At 63.5% G+C, this 12952-nt stretch carries 11 protein-coding genes and 1 riboswitch; of the genes, 2 read left to right on the top strand and 9 right to left on the bottom strand.

Translation table 11 applies throughout. The features are described from left to right. Window positions 1-14 precede the first annotated feature (14 nt). The 4 genes from V1479_RS00055 to V1479_RS00040 all read right to left on the bottom strand — a co-directional run bounded on the left by V1479_RS00055 (window position 15) and on the right by V1479_RS00040 (window position 5040). Complete coding sequence (locus V1479_RS00055) at window positions 15-1874, bottom strand: TonB-dependent receptor domain-containing protein (RefSeq protein WP_368801134.1); 1860 nt, start codon at window positions 1872-1874, stop codon at window positions 15-17. A gap of 179 nt (window positions 1875-2053) precedes the next feature. Then, window positions 2054-2257: riboswitch (cobalamin riboswitch) on the bottom strand. Window positions 2258-2300: 43 nt separating this feature from the next. Continuing rightward, window positions 2301-3425: a non-hydrolyzing UDP-N-acetylglucosamine 2-epimerase gene (gene wecB, locus V1479_RS00050; RefSeq protein WP_368801133.1), complete on the bottom strand. Its 1125-nt coding sequence runs from the start codon at window positions 3423-3425 to the stop codon at window positions 2301-2303. A gap of 30 nt (window positions 3426-3455) precedes the next feature. Continuing rightward, window positions 3456-4241 carry an ABC transporter ATP-binding protein gene (locus V1479_RS00045; protein ID WP_368801132.1) on the bottom strand — a complete coding sequence of 262 codons (786 nt, stop codon included), beginning with the start codon at window positions 4239-4241 and terminating at the stop codon, window positions 3456-3458. Window positions 4242-4257: 16 nt separating this feature from the next. Then, complete coding sequence (locus V1479_RS00040; RefSeq protein WP_368801131.1) at window positions 4258-5040, bottom strand: ABC transporter permease; 783 nt, start codon at window positions 5038-5040, stop codon at window positions 4258-4260. Between the two features lie 186 nt (window positions 5041-5226). Here V1479_RS00040 and V1479_RS00035 point away from each other — a divergent pair, with 186 nt between their 5' ends. Beyond that, entirely contained in the window at window positions 5227-6408 is a 1182-nt protein-coding gene (locus V1479_RS00035) for a glycosyltransferase (protein WP_368801130.1), read from the top strand. On the opposite strand, the gene V1479_RS00030 is transcribed toward V1479_RS00035, so the two are convergent. Further along, window positions 6392-7141 (bottom strand): hypothetical protein, encoded by a 750-nt coding sequence (locus tag V1479_RS00030; protein WP_173189152.1) that lies wholly within the window; start codon window positions 7139-7141, stop codon window positions 6392-6394. The two genes, V1479_RS00035 and V1479_RS00030, sit on opposite strands and share 17 nt — an antisense overlap. A gap of 169 nt (window positions 7142-7310) precedes the next feature. Here V1479_RS00030 and V1479_RS00025 point away from each other — a divergent pair, with 169 nt between their 5' ends. Next, window positions 7311-9455 carry a glycosyltransferase family protein gene (locus tag V1479_RS00025; protein WP_368801129.1) on the top strand — a complete coding sequence of 715 codons (2145 nt, stop codon included), beginning with the start codon at window positions 7311-7313 and terminating at the stop codon, window positions 9453-9455. A gap of 10 nt (window positions 9456-9465) precedes the next feature. Here the strand turns inward: V1479_RS00025 and galE are convergent, their stop codons facing one another. The 4 genes from galE to dctP all read right to left on the bottom strand — a co-directional run. After that, the gene (gene galE / locus V1479_RS00020; protein WP_368801128.1) at window positions 9466-10458 is read right to left on the bottom strand and encodes a UDP-glucose 4-epimerase GalE; all 993 of its coding nucleotides are present in this window, start codon (window positions 10456-10458) and stop codon (window positions 9466-9468) included. Between the two features lie 108 nt (window positions 10459-10566). Then, window positions 10567-11850: a TRAP transporter large permease gene (locus tag V1479_RS00015; protein ID WP_368801127.1), complete on the bottom strand. Its 1284-nt coding sequence runs from the start codon at window positions 11848-11850 to the stop codon at window positions 10567-10569. After that, on the bottom strand, window positions 11847-12353 hold the full coding sequence (locus V1479_RS00010; RefSeq protein WP_368801126.1) for a TRAP transporter small permease: 507 nt from the start codon (window positions 12351-12353) through the stop codon (window positions 11847-11849). Before V1479_RS00010 ends, V1479_RS00015 begins: the two co-directional genes overlap by 4 nt. Before the next feature lie 66 nt (window positions 12354-12419). Beyond that, on the bottom strand, window positions 12420-12952 hold a 533-nt coding region (gene dctP / locus V1479_RS00005; protein ID WP_368801125.1), incomplete at its 5' end, for a TRAP transporter substrate-binding protein DctP.

Below are 12952 nucleotides of genomic sequence, written 5' to 3'. Positions count from 1 at the left end.
GGCGCGTTTCCCGATCAGAATTGCCGTGTCAGGCTCAAATTGATCGTCCGGCCCGGCGCGCGGTAGCCCGCAACAGTCTCGTACGTCTCATCGAACAGGTTCTCGACCGAGAACTTCATCGTCGACTTCTCATCGAAGCGATAGCTGGCGGAAAGATCGACCGTAACATAGTCCGGCGCCCTGGTGGTGTTGGCCACGTTCGAGTGCTTGGAGGCCACGTAGAGCACCTTGGCCGACAGGTCGAGCTTGTCGGTGGCGGCGAAGTTCAGCTCCGCGCCCGCCTTGAAGCGATCGCGGTTGGGGATATGGAGCCCGTTATCGAGATTGACCGGATCGCGCACGTCGAGGGTCACCTTGCCGCTCCAGCGCTCGTCGAAAGCGTGCCACACAGATGCCTCGAAGCCGGTGATGCGCGCACGCGCGACATTGAACGGGATATAGGTCGCCGGCATTGAGGCGATCGCGTCACGCAGCCACGTCTGGTAGAAAACGAGATCGACGCTGGTATCGGCGTTCGGCTGCCAGGCTAGCCCGACCTCGTAGGTCTGCGACTTCTCCGGGCGCAGGTCCGGATTGGAATAGCCAGGGTAATAAAGGTCGTTGAAGGTCGGGGCGCGGAAGCCCGTACCATAGGATGCGCGGCCGACAAGGCCCGGCACGAATTCGTAGCTGGCGCCGATATTGTAGGTGGTCGCATCACCGAACTGCTCGTTGTAGTCGTGGCGGATGCCGCTATCGACGGTAAGCGCGCCATAGTCGAGCGAGTATTGCGCGAAACCGGCTGCAAGCGTGCGGCCCGTGACGGCTAGCGGCAAGGTGGTGTCGACGCTTTCGCGATAGACCTCGAAGCCGCCAAGCAGCGTGTGGTCGACCAGTCCAGTCGTGAAGCTCTTTTCTGTCGATGCAAGAACGCCATAGCGGGTCGTGTCAAATTCGTCCTCGCCCGGCACGCCGTCACGGAAATTCGTGCTCAGGTCTACGCCGCTCGAAAATTCCACCGTCGACGACCAGTCGTCGGTGTGGTCGAAGGTTGCACCGGCCTTGCCAGCGAAAGTCGTGGTGTCGACCTCGTTGAAGCCGGGAGCGGTGGCGTCATACTGGCTGCGGCCACGCGAGAAGAGACCGTCGGCATAGAGCCGGCCCCAGCCGAACTGCTTGGAAAGCGAGAAATTGAACGAGCCCTGCATGAACCCGTCATCATCGGGTTCGTGCCCCCAGGTCGTCGGCAGGGTGAAGTCGTAGCCACGCGTGCCAAGGATGCCGCCGCCGACCGAATATTCGAGGCCGTCCACCTCGCCACGAAGGTCTGCGGATAGCTGCGCACCCCACGGATGGCTGACGCCCGCCGTCACGCTGCCGCAGAAATTGCGGCCGTCACCGCAGGCACCGCCGCGCTTGGTGATGATGTTGATGACGCCGCCCATCGCATCGGCGCCGTATTGCGAAGAATGAGGCCCCTTGGCGATCTCGATACGCTCGATCGCCGACAGCGGAATATTGAAAAGCGAGCTGGTGCCGCTTGTTGCCGCTGCGGTGCGCACGCCGTTGACCAGCACCAGCGTCTGGGTCGAGGACATGCCCCGAAGCTGCACGTTGGATGAAGCGCCCTGGCCACCGTAGCTGGTTATCGAAACGCCGGTGTAGCGCTTGAGCAACGACGGCAAGTCGGCCGCCGCCGAGCTTGCTATCTCCGCCTCGTCGACAACCGTCACCGACGACGTCGAACGGATCAGCGGCGTCTCGCGCCGCAACGGCGTCGTTACCACGATCGTGTCCAGAACGGTCGTGTCGTTGTCCGTACCGAGCGCGCTCTGCCCCTGCGCCGCCCCACATGCGAGCGCCAGCGCGCTTGCCGTCAAAATCCACTGTCTCATGTCTGTCCCCGCTTCCAGGCAAGGGCGCTACGCGCCCCGGTTTCATCAGAACCGCAGACGGTTTCAGGCTTGAGGCTTATGACGGGCGAATGCACATCGAACCCCGGCCGTTTCCGGCATGCGGCAACTTTCGATGTCACCGCGACGGACGACCGCGCTAGGACACACCCCGTATCCTGGCTTGGGTGACTGGAACGGCAGGTCTCCTGGCTCCCGTGTCATCGCCTCCTTCCACCTTCCCGGCCGATCGAGGCCAGTGGCATGTCCGGTAGTTGGCTCAACGGTTACAGTTGCGGGGGCAGCCGCGGCATTGGCCCACAAAGGCCGCACCGCGTTCCCATTTTCATCCGCCTCGCGGCGGAACCAGTTCCAAGATCGTGCTATCGCGTGCGAAGCCGCTCGTCAACGCAGTTGGATGCCGTTGGATCAACGGGAAATGCCGATCCTGATCGCTTCGAGGATCCGCTGGGCGGCCTTGCCGTCCCCGTAGGGGTTGGTGATTTCGCTGACACGCCTGTACGCCTCGGGCGAATCGAGAAGATGGGTCGCCTCACGGACGATGACGTCAGGATCTGTTCCGACCAAACGTGCGGTGCCGGCTTCTACTGCCTCTGGCCTCTCCGTCACGTCGCGGGTGACGAGCACAGGCTTGCCGAGCGACGGCGCTTCCTCCTGGATGCCGCCGGAATCGGTGATGATGAGGTGCGACCGACGCATCAGGTAGATGAACGGCAGATATTCCAGTGGATCGATCAGGAAGACGTCGTCCACGCCGGACAGGGTCTCGCGTGCGGCCTGCTGTACGTTCTCGTTCAGATGGACCGGATAGACGACCTGCACGTCGCCGCGCCTCGCCAGCCGCGCGAGTGCCTCGCACATGCGGCGCAGGCCACCGCCGAAGTTTTCGCGGCGATGCCCCGTGACCAGCAAGAGACGTTTGGCCGGATCGAGATAGGTGAAATCCGAGGCGATCGCATTTTGCCTCGCCGCGTCGCCCTCGATCAGATCGGAGGCCATCAGCAACGCGTCGATGACGGTGTTGCCGGTAACGGCGATGCGCGAAGCGTCGATCCGTTCGTCGAGCAAGGCTTGGCGCGCCTGCGGCGTCGGCGCGAAGAGCCAGCGTCCGACCACGTCGATGACGCTGCGGTTCATCTCCTCTGGCCACGGACGCATGATGTCGCGGGTGCGCAGGCCTGCTTCGACATGGCCTACCGGCACCTGATGGTAGAAGGCCGCCAGCGCCGCCGCCATGGCCGTGGTCGTATCGCCATGGACCAGAACGACGTCCGGCTTGTGCTCGCGGATCACCTTTTCCATACCCTGCAGCACACGCACGGTTATGTCGGTGAGTGACTGGCCGGGCGTCATGATGTCGAGATCGATGTCAGGCTCGATCCCGAAGATACCGAGCACCTGATCCAGCATCGTGCGATGCTGCCCCGTCACGCAGACGAGGGTCTCGAAAGCGGAATCGGCGCGAAACGCGGCCACGACAGGCGCCATCTTGATGGCTTCCGGGCGGGTTCCGAATACGATTGCTACCTTCAAGTGCTGCTCCGCGTTTCTAGCGCCGTGTCGTCAGGCAGCGGGCTGCTCGGCGGATGGATCGTCTCCGGTGGCGCCGCCGGTCTCGCTTGCCGTGAAGAAGGCGGATGCCTTCGGCACGGACCCCCTGAACGCGATCCTGCCCTTGCGCATCACGACCGCCCGTGTGCAGAGCGCCGACAGGACGGCCGTCGAGTGCGAGGCAACGACGATTATGCCGCCGGACGCTGTGAACGTTTCCAGTCGCTTCTCGGCTTTCGAATGGAAACGCTTGTCGCCGGCCCCGATGACCTCGTCTATCAGGAGGATGTCGGCCTCCAACGCGGTCATGAAGGCGAAGCCAAAGCGGGCACGCATGCCGGCGGAATAGGTGCCGACCGGCAGATCGAAGAAGTCGCCCAGCTCGGTGAAATCGACGATGTCCTCGACGACGTCGGGGATCCGCTTCGGGTCGAGCTGGTGGAGAGCGGCAAGCCGCTGGACGTTTTCCAGGCCGGTCAATCTCAGGTCGATGCCGGCGACCGTGCTGAAAAGCGTGAGGATCTTGCCGCTGTAGGTGCGGGTGCCGCGCGAAAGCGGGAGAATGCCTGCCAGCGTGCGCAGCAGCGTGCTTTTGCCGGAGCCGTTGTTGCCGATCAGACCGAGGCGCACGCCTTCGCGCAGATCGAGATTGATGTTGTCCAGCGCGCGCACGAATGTGCGGCTTTCCATCTTGAAGATGGTGCCGCCGAGCAGGTCGCCGACGCCACGCCCGCGGTCGCGCCCGCTGCGCATGACCGGGTAGTCGACGCCTGCCTTGGTCAGTTCGATGTGTGTCATCGCCGCAACCTCTTCGTCAGACCTTGAAGATCATCCACCTGCGCGTGACGCCGAAAAGCCAGATCGACGCGACCACCACCAGCAAGGTGAAGGAGCAGGCGTAGATATAGGAGATCGCCTCCGGTACGCGTCCGAGCGCAGGCTCGCGGACGACGGCGATCAGATGGGTGAACGGATTGACCATTGCGATAAGGCCTCTCATCCCGCCGCGCTCGTCGGCGTACCATAGAAGCGGGGTTGCGAAAAACATGATGCCCATGATCGAGTTCACCGCCTCTGCCAGGTTCGGCAGAAAGGAACTTACCACCATGAAGGTGAGCGCCGTCGCGAAAATGAAAACGACGGCGATGATGATTCCCGGTACGAGCAGCAGCATGGCTGCGTTGAAGGTCTGCGGATAGACCGCGAGGTATCCTGCAAAACCCAATATGGAAAAGGCGAAACGCACCGAGTGCTCCGTCATGAACCGCATGACGCAGGCCAGATAGGTGACGTTGCCGTTGCCAAGAATGATCTTGTTCCGCGTCAGGATGCCGTAGCCGGACGTAACTGCCGCCGAATAGAAGGCGAACAACGGCATGCCTATCGAGAGATAGCCGAAATAGTCGTGATGATTTGCCGCGACGGCCGGACCGAGCACGAGAAAGATCACGGTGACGCGCAGCAGCGACTGGAACGTGTAGAACAGCAATCCGAAACGCGTGCGGTGCATCGGAAGCTGAGCGTCGTGAAAACCGAACAGGGACCAGAACCGCCACGACGTGACGACGGAGCGAAATTCGGCGAGGATGGCTTGCAACGGCTGATACCTTGAATTCTATCCCGCTTGATGCGGCAGCGAGTGTCCCGCGCCGCGCCGGGACACCGTTTGCCCGACCATTGAGGCGGCTGCAAGGTATTTGTTCCCTTTCAAAGCTTCCCGGCCAACTGGACAGGGGCGGGGTCAGGGGCTAAGAGACCGCGTCGCCCACACAGCCGGGATTTCATGTCGCCACCGCAGGTCATCGTCGCATCCGCGCACCCCTACATGCCGGAGATGCGGCTGGGTACCTCCTATCTCGCCGAGGCGCTTGCCAACCGTGGCTGGGACGTCCTTTACCTCGACCAGCCAACCTCGCTGCTCCATCTCGTGCACCCGAGATCGAGCGGCATCGCTCGCAGGAAGCTGAGAAGCGCGGCCGAAACGGCGCGCGGCCGCGAGCAGGTGTTCGCCACGCCGGCCGGCGGCAGCGTCCGGCTCCTGAGCGTCGCGGCTTGGTGGCCACATGTGAACGTTCCCGTTTTTCGCAATGCCTTCATCCTCGATCGCTGGTGGCGCCATACCTACCCTTCGATCACGCGCTACGTGGCGGCCAGCGGCTTCTCGGACGCGCGGGCCCTGCTGTTCGACAGTCCCTATTTCCATTCGCTGGGCGGCGCACTGGGGGTGCCGACGGTCTATCGCTACGCCGATCGCATCCAGTGCTTTCCCGAGGTGACGCCGGCTCTGGTGGACAAGCAGCAGGCCGTGTTCCGCGACGCCGCGCTTGTCGTGCACACGTCCAAGGCGCTGCTCGACGACCTGGGCGGACGCGAGGGCAAGACGCTTTACCTGCCCAACGGCGTCGACATCGACCGGTTTTACGGCTCGTGGGACGAGCCGGAGGAGTTGCGGGGCATCGCCGGGCCGAGGATCATCTACGCCGGCACGATCGGGCCATGGTTCGACTGGACAGCATTGCTGGCGGCCGCGCAGGCCTCTCCTGATCTGCAATTCGTGCTGCTGGGTAAAGTCACGACCGATCTGCCGCAGGCCTTGCCCGGCAACGTCCATCTGCTTGGCGCGGTGCCTTTCGCACGGATCCCATCGTTCCTTGCCCATTGTCAGGCAGGTATAATTCCGTTCGACGCTGCCGCCATGCCGGAACTGGTGAACGCGATAAATCCGCTCAAGCTCTATGAATACTGCGCCGCCGGCCTGCCGGTGGTGAGTTATGCATCAGCCGAGATCGAGGCGGCCGCCGGCCACGTGCGGCTTTACCGGACGCCCGGCGAATTCGCGGAAGGTGTCAAAGCGGTACTCGCCGAGGAAACCGCGCCGGCACGCGAAGCGCGTCGCGCATGGGCGGACGGAACGTCCTGGCGACGGCGTGGCGAAGAGCTGGAGCGCGCTATTCTGGCGCTGTGAGGGCCTCGCTTGCGGCCAGGCGATCGATCGCAACATCGTCACGCTCGAGCACCACGTCGAAAAGCGGCTTTGCGCGCGAAAGCAGCGGAAAACGGTTCGGCTGTGACGGCTCGACCAGAACCGTTACGAGCCCCTGCCGCCGCGCCTTGTGAAGCATGGCTGCGGCCTCGACGGTAGCGGCTGGATCGCGCAGCGTGAAGACGTGGTGCCAGCCGGGCTGGCGAGCCAGTTCATCGGTGTCGATGACGAGATGGGTCGGCTCCAGCGTTCTCCAGTCGCCATCCCACCGGTCATAGGCGAGGCAGGCATCCTTGACTGCGCCGCCCCACCTCGTGGCGATGTCGGGTCCGATCACGCCTACGAGGCGCAGCAGATCGGCACTGGTCCCGTGCAAGGTCGCTTGCCGGATGATCCTGGTGCCGACAGGCGATTCCTCGACCCGCTTGCGCAAGAGGTCGGAACCCGACGCGCCCAGCATATCGTAAAATTCGTCAGGCCGCTTTGGCAGGGCAGGCGCGTGCGCCTGCATAGGGCGCATCGCCTGCCTGATCTGGCGCAGCAACTGCGGAATGCCGCCGATCCGGCGGTTCTTGGCGAAAGCAACGAAGGCGTTGCCGAGGCGGTAGCTGTGGGAGACGCGCAACTGCGTGTTCTCGGTGGCGAGTTGGCGATTGACCTTTTCCAGCTCCCGGAGATAGCCGCCGATTTCCCGCATGCCGTTGTCGGAGCTCATCAATACAACGTCCTTAAGCGCCGCTGCCGCGCGCGCATCGCCCGAACGGGCGGCATCGCGACCGGATACCGGTCCCGCGTGAAGGCAGGGGAGTTCCTTGCATCCTCGGGATGCTCTCTCTAGAGAGGCTGATGTCGCAGACATTCCTAGCGAAATCAAGAAGGCTCCCATGAAGGTCCTGGTCTACGCCAGCGTCGGACTCAACCTCATCGACGGCTCGACCATATGGGTCCAGAGCATCGTGGAAATCCTGTCGCAACAGCTCGGTTGCGAGGTGATCGTTCTCAGTCGCGACCCTCTGGCCGGCAAGGGCGTCGTACCGGCACTGGAGCGGCTCGATAATGTGCGCATCGTCTGCTACGGCGACTTCGAGGCAATCGCCGCCGAACATCCGAAACCCGGTGAAAGCACCGGAATCGCGAAGATCGTCGAGCATATCGACCAGCAGGAGGGTCTGGACCGGATCGTAGTGCGCGACATGGAAACCGCGCTGGCGCTCGTGCGCGTCGGTGCCCTGCGTGCGCGGGTCTGGGCTTATCTATTGGAAAGCCCGTCGCTCGACCTCGACGATGACCGTTCTGCACTGGCGGAACTGACGGAGAAAGCCGGAGGGCTTCTGGTCCAGTCCGATACGCAGCGGGGCCTTCTGGAAGCGGTCTTCAACGGCGCGGCAAACAAGGTGTCGGTCCTGCCGCCGATGGTCAAACCGGTGGCGGCCGAGGGGGCCCCCGCCGCATCGGGTCGCCAGCCCGTGCGCCTTGTCTATTCCGGCAAATATTCGGCCGACTGGAACGTGGAGGCATTCTTCGACATTCCGGCCGCATGCCGAGCAGCCGGGCTGGAAGCCACCGTGTCGATGATCGGCGACAAGGTCCACAACGAAAAGGACGATCCGGGCTTTCGTGCCCGCATCCTGGAAAAGTTCAAGTCGACGCCAGGCATCACCTGGCACGGTGCGATGGATCGCGAGGTCGCGATGCGGGAATCGGCAGGCCACGACCTCGGCCTCTGCTGGCGTACCGACGCGCTCAACGATTCTCTTGAAATCTCGACGAAGTTCCTTGAATTCGCGAGCGTCGGCGTGCCCTCCGTCGTCAACAGGACCGCCGCCTACGAGGCCCTTCTGGGTGCGGACTATGCCTATTTCGCCGAGACGATGGACGATGTGATTTCAGCCGCGCGTGGCGTTGCCACCGATCCGGGCCGGCACGACGCGATGCGGCAGCGCTGCCTGGACCTTGCCGCGGGCTTTACCTACGAGGCAGCCGCGCAGCGCCTGCGTAAGGCGCTGCTACTGGAAAGGCCGCGCCGCGCAGCGGCACAGGCAAAACCGAAGGTGATCGTCGCCTCGCACGACTTCAAGTTCATCGACACAGCGCTGAAACGGCTCGCGGAGGCAGGCGACTGCGAGATCGTGCGCGACCACTGGTATTCGGCCTCGACCCATGACGAAGCCTACAGCCGCTCGCTGCTGCGCGATGCCGACATCATCTTCTGCGAGTGGTGCGTGGGTCAGGCGGTATGGTACAGCCGCAACAAGCAACCGCACCAGAAGCTCTATGTGCGGCTTCACCGCTTCGAGGCGTTCAGGCCGTTTCCACGCGAGGTGGTCGGCGACGCGCTCGACGGCGTCATTGTCGTCAGCGACCATTTCCGCGACATCTGCGTGCGGGAATTCGGCTGGAGCGGCGAGCGGATCAGCGTGCTGCCGCAATATTGCCTGGCCGATCAGCTTCGGCGTGACAAGAATCCCGGCGCGGAAAAGACGCTCGGTTTCGTCGGCATCAATGGCTATCACCACAAGCGTTTCGACCGAGCCCTCGACATCCTGCGTATCGTTCGCCGCAGCGATCCGGAGTTCCGCATGCGCGTGCGTTCCGCAATGCCGTGGGAGTTCGAGTGGATCTGGAAGGACAACGCTCCTGAGCGCGAGGCTTTCGAAACGCTTTTCCGTCGGCTGAATGCCGATCAGGATCTGCGGGACGCAGTGATTTTCGACCGGCCGGGCGCCAACATGGCCGAATGGTATCGCAATGTCGGGTTCATCCTGTCGACGTCTGAAAGCGAGGGCTGCCACACCTCGGTCGCGGAAGGCATCTGTTCCGGAGCGGTGCCGATCGTCATCGACTGGCCCGGCGCGCGGTCGGTCTACGGCGACGCGGCGGTCTTCGAGACCGTCGAGGACATGGCGCGCGCCATTCTGGCTGTCGATGCCGGCGCGCGCGCGGGGATGACCGCGATGCAGGAGACGGGTGCGCGCGATTTCGACATCGCCCGTACGGTTGACCATCTGGCGGGATGGTTTCGCGGCTGACGGGCCGCCGTCAGTCCCGTTGGTTGCGGCGTGACAACGCGCTTTCCCATGAAAGCGCATGTCCGACGATCGTGTCGAGATCGTCATAGGCCGGCTTCCAGCCGAATTCAGCACGGGCAAGGCTGGAATCGGCGACGACGGCCGCGGCGTCGCCCGGCCGGCGTGGGCCCATCTCCACGGTAAAATCCTCGCCGGAAACGCGACGCACCGCGTTGATGACTTCCAGCACGGAATAGCCGTGGTTGTAGCCACAATTGGCGATGAGGTTGCCGCCCCCGGACCGCAGGCGCTGCAGCGCCAGAAGATGCGCAGCCGCCAGATCCGACACATGGATGTAATCGCGCACGCAGGTGCCGTCCGGAGTCGGGTAGTCGTCGCCAAAGACGGTCAGTGCCGGCCGCTTGCCGAGCGCGGTTTCGCTGGCGACCTTGATGAGATGGGTGGCGCCGGGCGTCGACTGGCCCGTGCGTCCGCGCGGGTCCGCGCCCGAGACGTTGAAGTAGCGCAGCGCAGTGTAGGTGAAATCATGTGCGACGGCAGCGTCCCGCAACATCAGTTCGCTCATCAGCTTGGAGGTGCCGTAGGGCGATTCAGGCGCAAGTGTCGCGTTCTCGCGCACCGGCTCTAGGCCGGCCGCGCCATACACGGCCGCGGTCGACGAAAAGATGAAGTGCTTGACCCCGCCGCGAATGGCAGCTTCGAGCAGGTTGCGGGTTTTGCAGGTATTGTTGGCGTAGTAGCCGAGCGGGTCGCTCACGGATTCCGGCACCACGATCGAGCCCGCGAAGTGGATGATGGCATCGACGGCATGGGTTTCGATCAGCGACGCGACCAGTTCCTGGTCACCAATATCGCCGACCACCAGCTCCGCTTCCGGGGCCACCGCCCATCGAAAACCGGTTGAGAGGCGATCGAGGACGACCACTTCCTCGCCTGCGTCGACCAGTGCCCAGACCATGTGGCTGCCGATATAGCCGGCACCGCCCGTCACCAAGACTGCCATTCGTTCAATCCTCGCCCACAGGGCTTCCATGCGCCATCGATGTCGCCGCCATGCAAATGGGGCCTGACCGTTATGACAACACCCGATTTCGGCTGAGTTAACGGCGCATCAGAAACCGCTGATATGCGGCAGCCAGGTCGAAACGGCCGGCACGAAAGTCAGGATGAGCAACACGATGACGTGAGCGATGAAGAAAGGCGGCATTTCGCCGACAAGCTCGGTCACGCGCAGCTTGACGGCGGATGAAACCACGAACAGCAGGCTCCCGACCGGCGGCGTGATCAGCCCAAGCGTCAGGTTCACGATAACGACGATGGCGAAATGGACCGGGTCGATGCCGAGCGAATGGGCGATCGGCGCGAGGATCGGTACCAGCACCATGACGCCGGGCAGCGGATCCATGAAGAGGCCGAAGGCGAGGAGCAGAACGTTGATCGCAAGCAGGAAGACGATCGGGCTCAGTTCCCAGCTCACGATGACAGCCGCAAGCGTCTGCGGAACGCTCTGGATTATGAGCACCCAAGCGAAAGCGCGCGCCGCTGCGAGGATGATGAGGACGGCGATGCTGACGAGGGCCGCGCGATAGATGATGTCCGGCAGGTGGCGCAGCTTAAGCGAGCGATAGACGAACATGCCACAAAGCAGCGCATAGAAGACCGCGACGACGGACGCTTCAGTGGGGGTGAAGATGCCGGTGCGGATGCCGCCGATGATGATAACGATCAGGAAGAGTGCGGGCAGCGCGTAGAGCGTCGTGCGAAGCATTTCGCGCGCGCCCGGCCGTGGCTCCGTGCTGCGGTAGCCGCGTTTGCGGCAGATGTACCAGTTGGCCGCGCACAGCATGAGCATGATGAGAAGACCGGGCAGGATGCCGGCCATGAACAGCGCGCCGACGGACACCTCCTCCACCTGCATGGCATAGAGGATCATGATGATGGAGGGCGGGATGATCGGCCCGATCACGGCTGCCGAGGCGGTGAGTGCGCCGGCATAGGGCTTGTCGTAGCCGCCCTTTTCCATCATGCGCACCATCATGGCGCCGGGACCCGCGGCATCGGCCAGCGCCGAGCCGGAAATGCCTGCGAACATGGTCGAGGACAGCACGTTTGCGTAGCCGAGGCCGCCGCGCAGGTGGCCTACGAACTGCGAGGCGAAGCGCAGCAGGATGGTGGTCATCGCACCGCCGGACATCAGTTCGGCCGCGAGGATGAAGAACGGCACTGCCATCAGCGGAAAGCTGTCGAGGCCGGAGAACATCTCCTTGACCACGACGATCAGCGGGTAGCTTGAGCCGAAATAGACGGCGAGCGCTGCGGCAATCGCCATCGAGAAGGCGACCGGCACGCCGATGACGAGAAGCACGAAGAAAGAGCAGAAGAGGATCGCGATCATCCGGCGGCCCCCTCCGTCGGAACATTGTCGGTCGGCAGATCCTCGCCGAGGATGTAGCTGCGCGCGATCAGCAGGAAATGCGCGATCATCAGGGCGAAGCCGATCGGCATGGCGGCATAGATATAGCTGAACGGAATGCGGGTTGCCGGCGTGAGCTGGCGGCCCATGCGGTTCATGTATTCGTAGCCGATCCACATCATGGCGACGAAAAAGCAGATCAGCAGCAGGCCGATGAATGCGCGCAGGAGGCGCTGGGGCCGGGTACCCAGGAAGTCATGCAGGTTGGTGATGGCGACATGCCCGCCGATGCGCAGCGACAGGCCCGCCCCGAGGAATGTCATCCAGATCATCAGATAGCGGGCGACTTCCTCGGCCCAGGTGATCGAGAAGTTCGAGAGATAGCGCAGCGAGACGTTGGCGAAGACGATCGACGACATCGCCGCCAGCAGCAGCACCACTACCCATTTGTTGATTGCAACGAAGATACGCTCGAAAGTGTGCATCGGCTCCCCTCCCAAAGGCCGGCGCGGATGGCCCGCGCCGGTCAGCCTGTCACGGTCGGTCGCGGCCTATTTTGTCGCGATGATCTGGTCGATCAGGTCCTTGCCGTAGGTGCCGTAATACTGCTCGTAGGCGCTGCCGAGCGCGTTCTGGAACATCGCCTTCTGCTCGGTGCTCAGCTCTCCGACGTCCATTCCGGCTTCCTTGAGTTGTGCGACGCCGGAGGTCTCGACGTCGTCGACGAAGCCGCGCATGGCGGTCACGGCTTCGGACGCCGCGTTGCGGAAGATCTCCTGGTCCTCGGCCGACATGCTGTCCCAGAGCTGCTTGGAGACGAGCAGCATCGCCGGCGAATAGACGTGGCCCGACAGCGTCAGGTACTTCTGCACTTCCGACAGCTTGGCGGACGTGATGACGGAGAGCGGGTTTTCCTGGCCGTCGATGGTGCCCTGCTGCAGGGCGCCGATCACCTCCGGCCATGCCATCGGGGTGGGAGCCGCGCCCAGCGCCTCGAAGGCGGTGATGTGGGTCGGGTTTTCCATCGTGCGCAGCTTCAGGCCGGCGACGTCGGCAGGCCCTGCAATGGCGTTGCGGTTGTTGG

The sequence above is a fragment of the Neoaquamicrobium sediminum genome (assembly GCF_040970315.1).
In the GTDB taxonomy this organism is placed as follows: Bacteria; Pseudomonadota; Alphaproteobacteria; order Rhizobiales; family Rhizobiaceae; genus Aerobium; species Aerobium sediminum.
Note: the sequence above shows the minus strand (reverse complement) of the source record. Positions and strands in the feature narration are given on the sequence as shown.

Coding starts and splice junctions, on each gene's coding strand:
- V1479_RS00010 (WP_368801126.1), bottom strand. CDS start 12,353: ATGCACACTTTCGAGCGTATCTTCGTTGCAATCAACAAATGGGTAGTG.
- V1479_RS00045 (WP_368801132.1), bottom strand. CDS start 4,241: ATGACACACATCGAACTGACCAAGGCAGGCGTCGACTACCCGGTCATG.
- V1479_RS00030 (WP_173189152.1), bottom strand. CDS start 7,141: ATGAGCTCCGACAACGGCATGCGGGAAATCGGCGGCTATCTCCGGGAG.
- V1479_RS00015 (WP_368801127.1), bottom strand. CDS start 11,850: ATGATCGCGATCCTCTTCTGCTCTTTCTTCGTGCTTCTCGTCATCGGC.
- galE (WP_368801128.1), bottom strand. CDS start 10,458: ATGGCAGTCTTGGTGACGGGCGGTGCCGGCTATATCGGCAGCCACATG.
- V1479_RS00035 (WP_368801130.1), top strand. CDS start 5,227: ATGTCGCCACCGCAGGTCATCGTCGCATCCGCGCACCCCTACATGCCG.
- V1479_RS00055 (WP_368801134.1), bottom strand. CDS start 1,874: ATGAGACAGTGGATTTTGACGGCAAGCGCGCTGGCGCTCGCATGTGGG.
- V1479_RS00025 (WP_368801129.1), top strand. CDS start 7,311: ATGAAGGTCCTGGTCTACGCCAGCGTCGGACTCAACCTCATCGACGGC.